The 13790-nt window shown below is 70.7% G+C and carries 11 protein-coding genes; 7 read left to right on the forward strand and 4 right to left on the reverse strand.

Going from position 1 to position 13790, the window contains the following annotated elements; genetic code table 11:
• Window position 1: 1 nt before the first annotated feature.
• Window positions 2-754 carry a GntR family transcriptional regulator gene (locus FDA94_RS02495; protein ID WP_137245348.1) on the reverse strand — a complete coding sequence of 251 codons (753 nt, stop codon included), beginning with the start codon at window positions 752-754 and terminating at the stop codon, window positions 2-4.
• 226 nt (window positions 755-980) lie between these two features.
• Between FDA94_RS02495 and FDA94_RS02500 the strand changes: the two genes are divergently transcribed.
• The 5 genes from FDA94_RS02500 (at window position 981) to FDA94_RS02525 (ending at window position 7625) form a co-directional block, all read left to right on the forward strand.
• The gene (locus tag FDA94_RS02500; protein ID WP_246059472.1) at window positions 981-2858 is read left to right on the forward strand and encodes a primary-amine oxidase; all 1878 of its coding nucleotides are present in this window, start codon (window positions 981-983) and stop codon (window positions 2856-2858) included.
• Between the two features lie 22 nt (window positions 2859-2880).
• Window positions 2881-3903 carry an SIS domain-containing protein gene (locus tag FDA94_RS02505; RefSeq protein ID WP_137245351.1) on the forward strand — a complete coding sequence of 341 codons (1023 nt, stop codon included), beginning with the start codon at window positions 2881-2883 and terminating at the stop codon, window positions 3901-3903.
• A complete protein-coding gene (locus FDA94_RS02510) occupies window positions 3900-4814 on the forward strand; it encodes a BadF/BadG/BcrA/BcrD ATPase family protein (protein ID WP_212735134.1) in 915 nt (304 codons plus the stop codon). Before FDA94_RS02505 ends, FDA94_RS02510 begins: the two co-directional genes overlap by 4 nt.
• Window positions 4811-6181, forward strand: coding sequence for an aldehyde dehydrogenase family protein (locus FDA94_RS02515; RefSeq protein ID WP_137245353.1), 1371 nt, complete (start codon window positions 4811-4813; stop codon window positions 6179-6181). Before FDA94_RS02510 ends, FDA94_RS02515 begins: the two co-directional genes overlap by 4 nt.
• A 715-nt stretch (window positions 6182-6896) precedes the next feature.
• Window positions 6897-7625, forward strand: coding sequence for a VOC family protein (locus FDA94_RS02525; RefSeq protein ID WP_137245354.1), 729 nt, complete (start codon window positions 6897-6899; stop codon window positions 7623-7625).
• A 369-nt stretch (window positions 7626-7994) separates the two neighbouring features.
• On the opposite strand, the gene FDA94_RS02530 is transcribed toward FDA94_RS02525, so the two are convergent.
• Both FDA94_RS02530 and FDA94_RS02535 read right to left on the reverse strand, forming a co-directional pair.
• Complete coding sequence (locus tag FDA94_RS02530; RefSeq protein WP_137245355.1) at window positions 7995-8351, reverse strand: hypothetical protein; 357 nt, start codon at window positions 8349-8351, stop codon at window positions 7995-7997.
• 600 nt (window positions 8352-8951) lie between these two features.
• A complete protein-coding gene (locus FDA94_RS02535) occupies window positions 8952-9833 on the reverse strand; it encodes a helix-turn-helix domain-containing protein (protein WP_137245356.1) in 882 nt (293 codons plus the stop codon).
• 225 nt (window positions 9834-10058) lie between these two features.
• Between FDA94_RS02535 and FDA94_RS02540 the strand changes: the two genes are divergently transcribed.
• Together FDA94_RS02540 and FDA94_RS02545 are read left to right on the forward strand one after the other, a co-directional pair.
• The gene (locus tag FDA94_RS02540; protein WP_137245357.1) at window positions 10059-10790 is read left to right on the forward strand and encodes an SDR family oxidoreductase; all 732 of its coding nucleotides are present in this window, start codon (window positions 10059-10061) and stop codon (window positions 10788-10790) included.
• A 337-nt stretch (window positions 10791-11127) separates the two neighbouring features.
• Window positions 11128-13074, forward strand: a complete 1947-nt coding sequence (locus FDA94_RS02545; protein WP_212735135.1) for an RNA polymerase sigma factor — start codon at window positions 11128-11130, stop codon at window positions 13072-13074.
• An 11-nt stretch (window positions 13075-13085) separates the two neighbouring features.
• Here FDA94_RS02545 and FDA94_RS02550 read toward each other — a convergent pair whose 3' ends face one another.
• Window positions 13086-13772, reverse strand: coding sequence for a peptidoglycan-binding domain-containing protein (locus FDA94_RS02550; RefSeq protein ID WP_137245359.1), 687 nt, complete (start codon window positions 13770-13772; stop codon window positions 13086-13088).
• Window positions 13773-13790: the final 18 nt, after the last annotated feature.

Raw genomic sequence — 13790 nt, forward strand, 5'->3', positions numbered from 1 at the left:
TTCAGCGCTGGAAGCTCGTGCGCAGCCGGTAGCGGTCGCCCCGGTAGCAGACCATCGAGGCGAACAGCGGGGTGTCGCTCGCGCTGTAGACGAGCTGGCGCATCACCAGCACCGGCTTGCCGACCTCCAGCTGGAGGTGGCCGGCGAGGTAATCGTCGGACTCGCGGGCCTCGATGGTGGCGTTGGCGCGGGCCGGGTGGAGGCCGACGGAGGCGATCTGCTCGTAGAGCGAGCCGCCGGTGAAGTCGAGCTCGGCGAAGCCGGGCACCAGCTCGGCCGGGACCTGGGTCAGGTCGAGCGCGGTCGGCACGCCGTTGAGCAGGCGCACCCGCTCCAGCACGAACAGCGGGGTGCCGGGCGCGATGGACAGCTGCTCGGCCTCGTCGAGGTTGGCCGGCACCACCTCGTGGCGCAGCACCGTCGAGCTGGGCGTCAGGCCCATCTGACGGGCGGTCTCGGTGAACGACTCGAGGCTGTTGGGCCACTCGCGGGCGGGCGCTCCCGCGCTCGGCGCGACATACCAGCCCCGGCCGTGGGAGGGGCTGAGGATGCCCTCTTCGACCAGGGTGCGCAGCGCCTTGCGCAGGGTGACCCGGCTGATGCCGAGCCGCTCGCACAGTTCGCGCTCGGGGGGCAGCCGGCCGCCCGGCTTCAGGACGCCGGTGCCCAGCTGCTCTTTGATGAGGTTCACCGCCTGGATCCACAGCGGCTCGGGGTGATCGGCGTGGATCGACGACGACGTCGGGGCGTTCACGCTCGCATTATCGCGGAACCACCCTCCGGTACGCAAACCACAGAAGACCAGATGAGTCCTGGTTTAGCCTGGTCTGATATCCCGACAAACACGTAGCTACCGGCATGAACAGGCAGGCCCTCCTGCCGTTACGGTCACCCGAATCCAGCCATTCGGTATCTCCACGCCTCTATTGGTATGGTGTGGTACACATTTTGGTACTAATCTGGTCATGAGAGGAGTCATCGTGAGGGAACACAGCACACTCCGCGCCGAGGAGATATCGGCGGCGCGCGAGATCCTCGTCCGCGAAGGCCTGCTGAACGAGACGACCCACGTGTCGTACCTGGGCCTGAAGGAGCAGGACAAGCGCAAGCCGGCCGGGGCGCGCGAGCTGCGCGCGATGCTCGTCGACATGGCCGACGGCCGCTCCCACGACGTGGTGGTCCGCCCGTCGGACGACGCCCTGGTGTCGGTGACCGAGCTCGACCCGGCCGTCGACGGCCAAGTGCCGGTCATCATGCTCGAGTTCGCGATGGTCGAGGCGATCGTGCACGCCGACGAACGCTGGCTCGCGGCCATGCGCCGCCGAGGCCTGACCGACCTGTCGAAGCTGCGCGTGCAGCCGCTGTCGGCGGGCCGGGCGATGACCGAGGACGAGAAGGGCCGCCGCCTCCAGCGCACCCTGACCTTCCTGCAGAAGGACGAGCACGACCTGCCCTGGGCCCACCCGGTCGACGGCGTCGTCGCCTACGTGGACGTCATCGAGAAGACGGTCGTCGAGGTGCTCGACAACGCCGTCCTGGACGTCCCGCAGGAGGACGGCAACTTCCATCTCGCCGACTTCAACGGGCCGCTCAGGGAAGGCCTGAAGCCCATCGAGATCACCCAGCCGCACGGCCCCAGCTTCACCATCGACGACGACCACGTGCTCGACTGGCTCGGCTGGAAGGTCCAGGTCTGCTTCGACTCGCGCGAGGGCCTGGTGCTGCGCGACATCTCGATCAACGACCGGCAGGTCGTCGACCGCGCCTCGATCGCCGAGATGGTCGTCCCGTACGCCGACCCCAGCCCCCAGCGCTGGTTCCAGACCTTCTTCGACGGCGGCGAGTACCTGCTCGGCAACTTCGCCAACTCCCTCAAGCTCGGGTGCGACTGCCTCGGCGAGATCACCTACCTGGACGCCGTGGTCGCCGACAACGCCGGCAACCCGCGCGTGATCCCCCAGGCGATCTGCATCCACGAGGAGGACGCCGGGGTGCTGTGGAAGCACACCAGCCACTTCACCAATTCGAGCGAGGTGCGCCGCAACCGCCGCCTGGTGATCTCCTTCTTCGTCACCGTCGGCAACTACGACTACGGCTTCTACTGGTACCTCTACCTCGACGGCACGATCGAGCTGGAGGTCAAGGCCACCGGCGTGGTCTTCACCTCGGGCCACCCGAACCCCGGCGGCGACTACGCCTACGCCACCGAGGTCGCCCCTGGCCTCGGCGCCCCGCACCACCAGCACCTGTTCAGCGCCCGCCTGGAGATGGCCGTCGACGGCCCCGCCAACTACGTCGAGGAGATCGACGCGGTCGCCGTCCCGCGCGGCCCGCAGAACCCGACCGGCACCGGCATCACCCAGCAGGTCACCCGCCTGCGCAAGGAGAGCGACGCCCCCCGCCTGGCCGACGGCCGGCGCGGCCGGGTCTGGCGTGTCGGCAACCCCGAGGTGCGGAACCGCCTCGGCAAGGACGTCGCCTACGTGCTGCACCCGGAGGGCATGCCGGTGCTGCTCGCCGACACCGAGTCCGACCTGTACGGGCGGGCCGTCTTCGCCTCCGGCCACCTGTGGGTCACCGCGTACGACCCCTCGGAGCTCTATCCGGCCGGTGACCTGGTCAACCAGCATCCCGGCGGGGCGGGCATGCCCGCCTGGGTCGCCGCCGACCGCGACATCGACGGCGCGCCGATCGTGCTCTGGCACACCTTCGGCATGACGCACTTCCCGCGCCCGGAGGACTGGCCGGTCATGCCGGTGGACACCACCGGTTTCAAGCTCAAGCCATCCGGCTTCTTCGGCCGCAACCCGACGCTGGACATTCCGGCGTCCGGCGGCGCCACGCACTGCCATTCGTGACTCATCGATATCTGGGGAAAGCATGTCAACGCCGAAAGAAGGTCACATCTCCTTCGCGTCCGCGCGGGCCGGTCAGGTCGCCGCGCTGCGGACCGCGATCGAGCGGCTGAGCAGGGACGTCACGGTCCGGCAGGCCGAGGGCTGGTTCCGGGGAGATGGCCCGATCTTCGTCGCCATCGGAGCCAGCCACGCCGCCGCCTGCGCGCCGGTGTGGACGCTGCGCAGCCGGGGCGTGCACTCCTGGCGGCTGAGCGCGGGCGACCACCCGCTGCCGTTCCCGCGCAGCGCGCACCCGCTGGTCGCGGTGTCGCAGAGCGGGCGCAGCAGCGAGACGCTGGCCGTGCTCGGCACGGTCGACCCCGATCTGCGGTACGCGGTCACCAACGCCGCCCCCTCGCCGATCGGCGACCTGGCCGGGCGCGGGCTGTCGCTGGGCGGCATCCCCGACAGCTACGCCTCGACGATCGGCTACACCGCGACCGTCGTCGCCCTCGGGATGATCGCCGAAGCGTGGGACGGCGGCGCCGTCGACCCGTCGTGGAGCGGGCTGCCCGACCACCTCGACGCCCTGGACGCCGACCTGACCGAGCGGGCCGGCGCGCTGGCGGCGCCGTTCGCCGTGTCGCGGGCCGGCGACTTCGTGGGCGGCGGGCCGTCCGCCGGGTCTGCCGAGGCCGGGGCGCTGCTGTTCCGCGAGACGGTCCGGCTGCCCGCGGCGGCGATGAGCACCCGCCAGTACCTGCACGGCGCGATGGAGTCGGCGGGCGACACCGTCCACGTGCTGTTCGGCGACGACCGCGAGATCACCCTGGCGCACACGCTGGCCTCCGCCGACCACCCCGTCATCCTGGTGACCTCGGCCGATGTCGAGCCCGGCCCGGCGCTGCAGGTGGTCCGCCTGCCGGAGGTCTCGCCGAACCAGCGGGCGGTGCTGGAGGTGTTCGTCCTCCAGGCGCTCGTCGCCCGGACGGCGGAGGACGCCGGCATCGACATCGAGGAGTTCGTGTTCGACAACGCCGACACCAAGGTCGGAGCCGCCCTGTGACTGCGGCAGCGACGGTCCTGGCCGGGCTGGACATCGGGGGAACCAAGACGCACCTGCGGTTCGAGACGCCCGACGGCCGCGTCCTGGCCGACGTGGTCGACCCGACCGACACGTGGTCGGCCGCGCCCGTCGGCCAGGCCGCCCGGTGGATCGCCGGCCTGGTCGAGCGGCATCGCCCCGCCGGGGCCGCGCTCGGCGCTGTCGCCGTGGGCGCGCAGGGCTGCGACGACGAGCACCACTGCGCCGAACTGTCGCACGCGTTGTCGTCGGCGACCGGAGTGCCGAGCGCGGTCACCAACGACGCCGCGCTGCTGGTCCCGGCGGCCGGGCTGACGTCGGGCATCGGCGTGATCTCCGGCACCGGCTCGATCGCCGTGGCGGTGCGACCCGACGGCGGGCTGATGTTCGCCGGCGGCTGGGGCTGGGTCATCGGCGACGAGGGCAGCGCGCCCGCCCTGGTCAGGGAGGCCGTCCGGGCCGCGCTGACCAGGAACGACACCGGCGACGGCGGCGACGTGCTGCTGTCGCTGCTGGTCGAGGCGTTCGGGGTGCCCGACGCGGTCGGGCTGGCCCGCAGCGTCAACGACCTCCCGACGGCCGAGCACTGGGCGCCCAAGGCCCCGGCCGTGTTCGCCGCCGCCGCGCAGGGGTCGGCCGACGCCCGCGCGACCATCCGGGCGGGCGCGGAGAGCCTGGCGTACCTGGTCGGCGTGCTGGCCGCCCGGGGCGCGGGCGTCACCGACGTGGTCGCGGCGGGCGGCGTCATGACGGGCCAGCCCGACCTCTACTCGGCCTTCCGCGAGGCGGTCGCCCGCGACCATCCGGGGCTGACCGTCCACCTGCTGAGCGAACCCCCCGTCACCGGCGCGATCGCCCTCGCCCGGCGTCTCCAACCTGAGGAGCGGACATGAACTCAAGGGACAAATCAACCGGCGAAACCCTCGGCTCGGTGTCCGAGTCGACGGTCGCCGACGTCGACGCCGCGGTCGGCCGGGCCGCCGCCGCCCAGCCCGCCTGGGCCGAGCCGCCGTACACCGAACGCGCCGCCGCGCTGCGCACGGCCGCCGCGCGGCTGGAGGCGAAGGCGGCGGAGGTGCGTGACCTGATCGTGCGCGAGACGGGGTGCATCCCCGGCAAGGCCGACTACGAGATCGGCGCCGCGATCGGCGAGCTGCACGCGGCCGCCGCGCTGGCCGCCCGGCCCGTCGGCGAGGTGCTGCCCTCCAACCACGCGGGGCGGTTCAGCCTGGCCGAGCGCCTCCCCCTCGGCGTGGTCGCCGCGATCACGCCATGGAACTTCCCGCTGGTGCTGGGCATGCGGGTGGTCGCGCCCGCGCTCGCCCTGGGCAACACGGTCGTGCTCAAGCCGTCCCCGGAGACCCCGCTGAGCGGCGGTTCGCTCTTCGCCGACCTGTTCGACGGCGACGTGCTCCAGATCGTGCAGGGCGGTCCGGAGGTGGGCGAACGCCTGGTCACCCACCCGGAGACCGCGATGGTGCACTTCACCGGCTCGACCACGGTCGGCCGTGCCATCGCCGCCCAGGCGGGCGGTCTGCTGAAGAAGGTCTCGCTGGAACTGGGCGGCAACAACGCCCTGGTCGTGCTCGACGACGCCGACCTGGAGCAGGCGGCGATGATCGGCGCCTGGTCGAGCTTCCACTACCAGGGCCAGACCTGCATCACGGCCGGACGCCACATCGTCCAGGCCGGCATCGCGGAGGCCTACATCGCCGAACTGACCCGGCGGGCGGCCGCCGTCAAGGTCGGCGACCCGTTCACCGAGGCCGTCGGCCTCGGCCCGATGATCAACGAGCGCCAGTTCACCCGGGCGGCCGACATGCTGTCGGAGGCCGTGGCGGCCGGCGCGACCGTGCTCACCGGAGGGCCGGGCGAGCTCCCGTTCTTCCGGCCCGCCGTGGTGACCTCGGTCGACGAGGGCATGCGGCTCTGGCGGGAGGAGATCTTCGCCCCGGTCGCGCCGGTGCTGGTCGTGGCCGACGAGGAGGAGGCGATCCGGGTCGTCAACGACACCGAATACGGCCTGGTCAACTCGGTCGCGACGGCCGACCTGCGCCGCGGCCTGTCGGTGGCGCGGCGGCTGCGCGGCGGCATGGTCCACGTCAACGACGCGACCCCGCAGGACGAGGCGGGCGTCCCGTTCGGCGGGATCGGCCAGTCGGGGCTCGGCGGCCGGTCGGGCGGCGACGACAACCTGGAGGAGTTCACCACGCGCCGCTGGCTGACCACGACGGACCTGCCGGTGCACTACCCGTACTGACGAACGCCGGGGGAAGACCGCCGCTTGGCGGTCTTCCCCTAGAGGGAGGCGAACCAGCGGACCACGCGCGACCGCGCCGAGCCGGAACCAGACGTCGGCCCGCCCCTGCAACGCGCGGGCCAGCCCGAGCGCCGCCGAGGCCCCCTGCGAGAACCCGGTGACCAGCACCTCGCGCTCCAGCCGCCGGCCCGAACCGGCGGTGAACGCGCGGACCGCGCGCAGCATGTCGAGGGAGGCGGTGGTCTCCGACGGGACGTCCATCCAGGGATGCGGGCCGGGTCCCTCGCCCAGGCCGAGGTAGTCGGGGGCGACGGCGGCCATCCCGGCGGAGGCGTAGGTGAGCGCCGGAGCCTTGCCCCACACGCCCGTGGCGGTCGAGGGGGCGTCGCCCTTGAACAGTTCGGTGCCGTGCGTGAACGAGACGGCCCGCAGGCGGCGGTCGCCGTTGCGGGGCAAGGCTGCACGGCCGCTCCGGCGATCCTGCCGTTCCTCATGGAGGCCGCCGCGTCGCCGCGCGTGCGGTGCCGTCCGGAGGTGCTGGAGATCGTCGCGCTCCTGGCGGACACGGCCGCGGAGGTCGCTCCTCACTGGGTCGCCCCCGACTGGCCCTTGGCATGGACGCGGGCCCGCCCCGTCTTGCTCACCCTGCTCGCCGATCCGGACCCGACCGTCCGCGCGGCGGCGGACCGGGCCCGTCGGGTTAGGGTTCCTCCCCATGGGACTGCGACTCGTACAGGTGAACATCAAGGCCGGTGACGACGCGGCGCTCGGCCGGTTCTGGGCCGACGCGCTCGGCTGGGAAGTGGACAGCGAGGAACCCGGGGTGACCAACGTCGAACCCGTCGGCTTCGACTGGCCCGACCCCTCCGCCGTCTGCATCGACTTCGTCGCCGTCCCCGACCCGGGCACGGTGAGGTACCGCACGCACCTCGACCTCGGCACCGCCTCCGAAGCCCACCACGCCGAGTTGGTCGCCCGCCTGAAGGATCTCGGCGCGAGGCCCGCCGGCGTGGACGCGCCGTGGACGGTGCTGGCCGATCCGGAGGGCAACGTCTTCTGCGTCCGGGAGCCCCGGGAGCTCGACCGTGACACCGGGCCGATCGCCGCGGTGGTGGTCGACTGCGCCGACCCCCGGGCCATGGCCGGCTTCTGGGGAGAGGCGACCGGCTGGGTCGTCCACGAGGCGGACGGCGAGCACGCGCTGCTGCGCGCCCCCGAGGGAATCGGGCCCTACCTGGAGTTCCTCCGCACTCCTCACGTGCCGGGCCTGGCGCACCGCGTCCACATCGACCTGCTGCCGAACCCCGTCGACGCCAAGGCGGCGGAGCTGGCCCGGCTGGAGGCGCTCGGCGCGAAGCCCGCCGACGTCGGCCAGGGCGACGTCCCGTGGACGGTCATGGCCGACCCGGAGGGCAACGAGTTCTGCGTGCTGGGCCGCCGGTGAGGCGCGCCAGGTCACAACGTCGACGTGTACGACACGAACGAGGCACGGTTGAGCCTGGTCGTGGAACCGGTCTTCGGCCCTGAATCCGGGCGTGGATCCCGCCGTGAGCGATCGTGTCTCCACCGGCCGCCGTGCGACGTTGACCCATACATTCCCTTCCCTGACGCGCACAGAGGCCCCGGCGCGTGTCGCGCCAGGGCCCGAAGAGTTCAACACCATCTACCGGCCATCCGGCCGGCTTACCGTCGTCGGCATCCGCCGTACTGCCTGGCCGTGATGCGGGGATCGCGGATAGGTGACCTCAGACCACCTTCACCTGGGACGCCGCCTACACCCAGTCCGACCAGACGCAAGGAAAGCGGCCCAGGGTCACGGGCGCCCGGGCCACTTGAGGGAGCAGACATTGACCGTGCGGGTCGAGAACTTCGGGATCTGGATGAGCCTGGATCTCGGTGCGATCCGTCCGTTCGCGAGGCGCTTCACCCGGTAGGCGCCGGGCCGGCCCCGGAAGTAGTGCGTGCCGTTGTTGTCGCGCACGTTGCCCGCGACGCCCGGACCTACGACCGTGACCGACACACCCCCCACGTGGGCACACCTGAAGACCAGCTTGAGGAGTCCGTACGGCGGTGTCGCCGCGGCCGAGGGAGGTGCGAAGCCGACGGTGGCCACGGCGAGGCTCATCGCGACCGCGCCTGCAAGGGCAGAACGCCGGACAATGCTGTGCATGATGATCCTTTCCTGGAGAACTCGGTCACTCTAGCCTCGTCTCCCACATTCACAGCGTGGTTCGGAAAAATGGTGAAGCGTTTGCGAGGGTTTCTCGCAGCGTGCGGCGGACGAAGCGCTATAGATCTGGCCAAAACGCCCCGGCACTCGGGCCTGGCTTCCTTCCGTCGCCACCCCGGTTCCCGTGGTGGACGTGGCTGGCCTTCTGCCGGGCCGAACCCAGCGGCGACGCGGACCGCCTCGGCCGGCGCCGGCAACTCCCGCTCCCCGGCATAAGGGTCGTCCTGATGTAGGTGGTGAAACGCTCCGGCACAAAGTGCCCACCAGTACGGTCCCGGCCGCCGGCAGGCGGCGGACGGTGGCAGCGGTCAGGGCGGGCAGGTAGCGCTGGAGTTCATCCAGCCACACCACCGGCCGCGGCGGCGCGGGCGAGGTGGCCGCCGCCATCAGGGTGCGGCAGCCACCAGTCCGGCAGCTCAGCCAGGATGGCCTCGTAGGCGCAGCGGGTCTTGCCGGTGAAGCAGCACCATCCCGCCCCGCCCGGAAGCGGCCGCGTCCCGGATCAGCGCCCGTGTGCCGTCCCGATCTGGACGGCGTCCGTCACGAGAATGCACCTTGACCGTGATCGTTCTCAGCGCAAACCGCTGCACCGTTTTTCCCGAGGCCGGTCGCGGCGAGGTGGGCGATGGCCTCCTCACTCCGGCTGCCGGGTTCGGGCGTGCCGACGAGGAGTTGCTGACCCGGAGCGTCGTGCACGTCGAAGGTCTGGTACGTCAACTCGATCCGGCCCAGCTCGGGATGGACGAAGACCTTGTAGGCGCGGGAGAGTCGGCTGACTCCCTGCAGGGCCCACAGTTCAGCGAACTCGGGCGATGCGGTCTCCAGTTCGGCGACGATCGCCGAGATGTCGACGTCATCCGGTAGCCGCCCCTGGTTGAGGCGAAGCGCGTCGACCGTGTTCCGGCGCAGCAGCTCCCATTCCGCGAAGACCGTCTTCACTTGCGGATGGGTGAACAGGATGCGCGGCATGTTCCGTTCGTCCCCGAAGGGTGCCAACAGCGTATCCGCTACCGGATTGGTCGCCAGGACGTCGAATGCGGGGCCGAGGACATAGGCGGCGGCGCGGGGAAAGGCATCGAGCAGCTCCAGAAGCTTCGGGTGCACCCGGTCGCGGGCGGCATCGGGAGCAAGACGGGGATGGAGACCGCCGAGCCGGAACAGGTGACCGCGACCGTCCGAGCTCAATCGGAGCGCCCGGCCGATGGCGTCGAGCACCTGCGCGGAGGGGTTCCGCTCTCGGCCCTGCTCCAAGCGGGTGTAGTAGTCCGCGCTGACCCCCGCCAGAACAGCGACCTCTTCGCGCCGCAACCCCGGCACGCGGCGTCCGGATGCCGACCCGGCAAGGCCGGCTTCGGCAGGTTCCAGCCGCGAGCGACTGGCGCGCAGGAACGCGCCGAGGTCACTGTCGCGGGCGAGGGCCATGGCTCAATGCTAATGAGTCAATGCCGATGAGCAGGCGGCGCATGCCTGCGCACCCCTTCCTCATGGCCTTCCGAGGATCCGGCGGATCCCGGCGAAATGCCAGGCCGCCTCAGCCTGGGAGTGCTGCACCCAGGCTTCTGCTGCCTCCTCAAACGACCGCGGACCCCATTGCCTTGTCTTCGCGGCACACGCCGCAGCAATGTCGATCAAGGAGCCCGCACAGCCATGTCCCTCGCCAAGAAGGTCGTTCTCGTCACCGGAGCCAGTAGCGGCATCGGTGAGGCCACCGCTCGTAAGCTCGCAGAGGACGGCCACATCGTGGTCGCGGGCGCGCGCCGGCTCGACCGGCTCGACGCTCTCGCCGTTGAGATCCGCGGCGCCGGCGGCAGCATCGACGTCACTGCGCTGGATGTCACCAGCCTCGACAGCGTGCGGGCGTTCGCGGCCGGCGCCATTGAGCGGCATGGCCGCATCGACGTGCTGATCAACAACGCCGGCGTCATGCCGCTGTCCCCGGTCGCCGACCTCCGCATCGAGGAATGGGAGCAGATGATCGACGTCAACCTCCGCGGGGTGCTCTACGGGCTGGCCGCCGTGCTCCCGCAGATGCAGGCCCAGGGTGACGGGCACATCGTGAACGTCTCGTCCGTCTCGGGCCATCGGGCCGACCCGACGGCCGCCGTCTACAGCGCGACCAAGTTCGGGGTGGTAGCCCTGTCCGAGGGCCTCCGCCAAGAGAGCCGGGACATCCGGGTCACCGTCATCAGCCCCGGATTCACACACAGCGAACTGACCGACCAAGGCGGTAACCCAGACGCGCAGAGCGCGGCACGGGCTGCGGCTCAGGCGCTGGCGATCCCGGCATCCGCTGTGGCGGATGCGATCAGCTACGCGATCAGCCAGCCCGCGAACGTCGATGTGAACGAAGTCATCATCCGTCCGACCGCCCAAGGGTGAGCCTCAGCCGGTCTGCCGGGCGTGCTGTCGGTGACCGGGCGGCTGCTCACCACCGGCCCGCAACGCCGTCTGCCCGCCGCCCTGATCGCGGACGCGATCTTCGCCTGGCAAGCGTCGTCGACGCGGACGGTTTCGTTCGTCATGCTCTCACTAGACGGTTTAACGATTTCGGGGGAAATCGGCACGGTTGCGCGAAAGTGCTCGTTGACAGTCCAGAGAGGCGGACTGGATGGGGCTACTGGGGGACTATTCGGATACGGAACTCGTGGAGCTGGCCAAATCCACGAGAACGCGGCGGGAGGCGCACGAGCGCATTTTCGCCCGATACAAGGAACGCGTGTTACGCGTGTGTCTTTCCGGGCTTGATCTCGAGCGGGCTCAGGACGCCGCGCAGGAGTCGTTCCTCGTCATGATGAACGCCGTCGGACACGACGGCGGACCGGAACCGGACAAGCTCTGGCCCTGGCTGCGCGGGGTGGCCTCCAACAAGGTGCTGGAGGCCTACCGTCAGCGGCCGGCCCCGATTGATCCGCCTGAGGAATGGGCCGATGCGGACTATGACCGGGTCGACGAGGCACGGCGGCTGGGGGAGTTCCTGCGACTGCTGGACATTGTGGCGTCTGGGCTGACCGAGCGGCAGCGGCGGATCTACCAGTTGACGGTGCGGGAGGGGTTGCGGGGGCAGGCGCTCGCCGACGCCCTCGCGACCGGTCGCGACGAGGCCAGCCGGTTGAACAACGAGGTCAGGAGGGTCGTCGCCGACGGCTTCGGCGCCTTCGTACTTGCGGACTACACGCAGTTCCTGTGGCGGGCCGGACGGAGCGGCGAGACCTGCCAGGGGCTTCTGAAGATCATGCGGGAGTGGAATCGGCAGCACGGCCTGTGGACCGCGAAGACGTTCCCGCTCACCCTGCGGCACCAGGTTTCCCAGCATGTGCGCGGGTGCCCGGCCTGTCTGGGCGAGCACCAACGCCGCGTCCGGCCTTACGTGCCCGGCCTCATCCCGGTGCTGCTCCTCCCGGCGCTGGTCGATCGGATGGCGGAGGAGTTCGCGAAGGTCTCCGCCGAACAGGACACTGAACAGGGCGCAGAACAGGGCTGGTCGGAAAGAGCCCGGCGGAACGTCGAGCGGGATGTCACGGCGCCGATGCCTTCACCCGCACGACCTGCACAACGGCCCGCGCCGCGCCGGAACGGACGACGGCCGCGACGGGCCGGGCCGAAGGTCGGCAACGGGCTGGTCGCAGGTCTCGTACTGGCCCTGCTGGCCGGTGTCGGATACGTGTGGGCGGAGTCGGGCTCTCCGACCGACCCGCCACCGGGCGCGTCGCAGACGATCCCCGCCGTCCTCACCTCCCCGACTGAGAGGACCACCGACAGACCCGCTCCTACGCGGAGCCCGGCCTCGCCTCCCGGAGCCACCCCCGGAGCCAGCTCTCTGGGGAACGCGGCCGGTCCCACGCCCGGGACGCCGCCGACCGTGCCTGCTATGACGTTCTCCTCCGGGATACTCGCCCGGGAGGAGGCGTACCTCGCCACGCTGACCGGGTTCGGCGCCAACGAGCTCATCGACATCACCGGCGACCCCTCCCCCACGCAGACCAGGGCGCGAGCCGACGCGAACGGAGCCGCGACGATCGCGCTGACCGTGGGGCCGTCGGCGGACGCGAAAGAGTACCTGATCATCGCCACCGGACGGCAGACGAAGATCTCCGCGACGGAGGCCGTCACCGTCATTGCGCCGAAGCTGATGGTGTCGGCCCCCGAGGTCGCCCAGGGTGAGAGCGCCACGATCGAGGGCACGGGCTTTCCGTACAACACCGAGATCACGCTCAGGGTCAGCCCCGGTGAGGTATCTCTGACGGCCGTCACCGACTGCTGTGCCGGGACCTTCACGGTGCCCTTGCCCCCGCTCACCACCCCCGGCCCGTACACGATCCAGGCCGAGGGGTTCACCGCCCAGGCCGAGGTCTCGGTTCGTGCCCCGCTGTGCCGGCTCGGCCTAACCATGACGCACCGCATCGAGACCTCTCCCCCTGCGCCCGGGTTCGGCGGGACGGAGAAGCGGATCGACGTCCTCTCCGCCACCGGACTCCCTGCGGGTGCGACCGCGACGTTCACCCGCGAGGAGAACGGCGGGAGAGCCTCCATCGGCACGAAGGTCGCGGACCAGAACGGCGCCGCCATGATTGACACGCAGGTCGACACCGGCGTGTTCCATGTCTCCGCGCCCGGCTGTGAAGACGGGACACACGACGCGGGACGCGGGCCGATCATCAGATGACCGGCCCGCCGTCAGCGGCGGCAATGAGCCGAGGAGTCCACGGCGAAGTCGAGGAACCTCAGCTTCTTGCCGCCTTCCTTCAGGGGCAGGCCCGCGGAGATTCGTACACAGGCGTTTTGGTCGGTAGCTGAGGTGAGCGTGTCGACGAAATCGTTGATGACCTCCTCCACCATCTGCTCGCAGGCGAACTTGGAGACCTTCGCCGTGGCCCTGAGAGGGGTGCACACTCCGAGGGAGACCAGGTCGATAACCACCTTGTTGACGAGTTCGTGGTTCGCCGCGACCCTGCTGCCCGCCTGACGGGTGACGTCTCTGCTCACGACGAAGCGGCAGATGCCGTTTTCGCAGTTCGGCGCGCCGATCGGCAGTGCCAGCGAGGGTGTGATCAGCGCGGCGAACGTGTTCGGGCCGGCCTTCCCGTCGGGCTTCAGCCCGTGTGCCTTCTTGAAGGCATTGACGTTCTTTTCCGTCTGCTCGCCGAACATCCCGGTGACCGGCTGGCCCGGGTAGCCGTTGGCGCGCAGGGCCTGCTGGAGCATCTCGACACAGGGCGTCTCGCCGGGCCGGTCGATGTTGCCTCTCCGCAGGACCGGGCAGTCATTCGCCTCGCCCGGCCAGCCGGGAATGACGATCGAAATGATGGATGCGCCCAGCAGGCCCAATCCCATTAACCACATGAACCTCTTGAACACCCGCATGGCGAGGCCTCCGGCTCG

The sequence above is a fragment of the Herbidospora galbida genome (assembly GCF_005233835.1).
GTDB classification, from domain to species: domain Bacteria; phylum Actinomycetota; class Actinomycetes; order Streptosporangiales; family Streptosporangiaceae; genus Herbidospora; species Herbidospora galbida.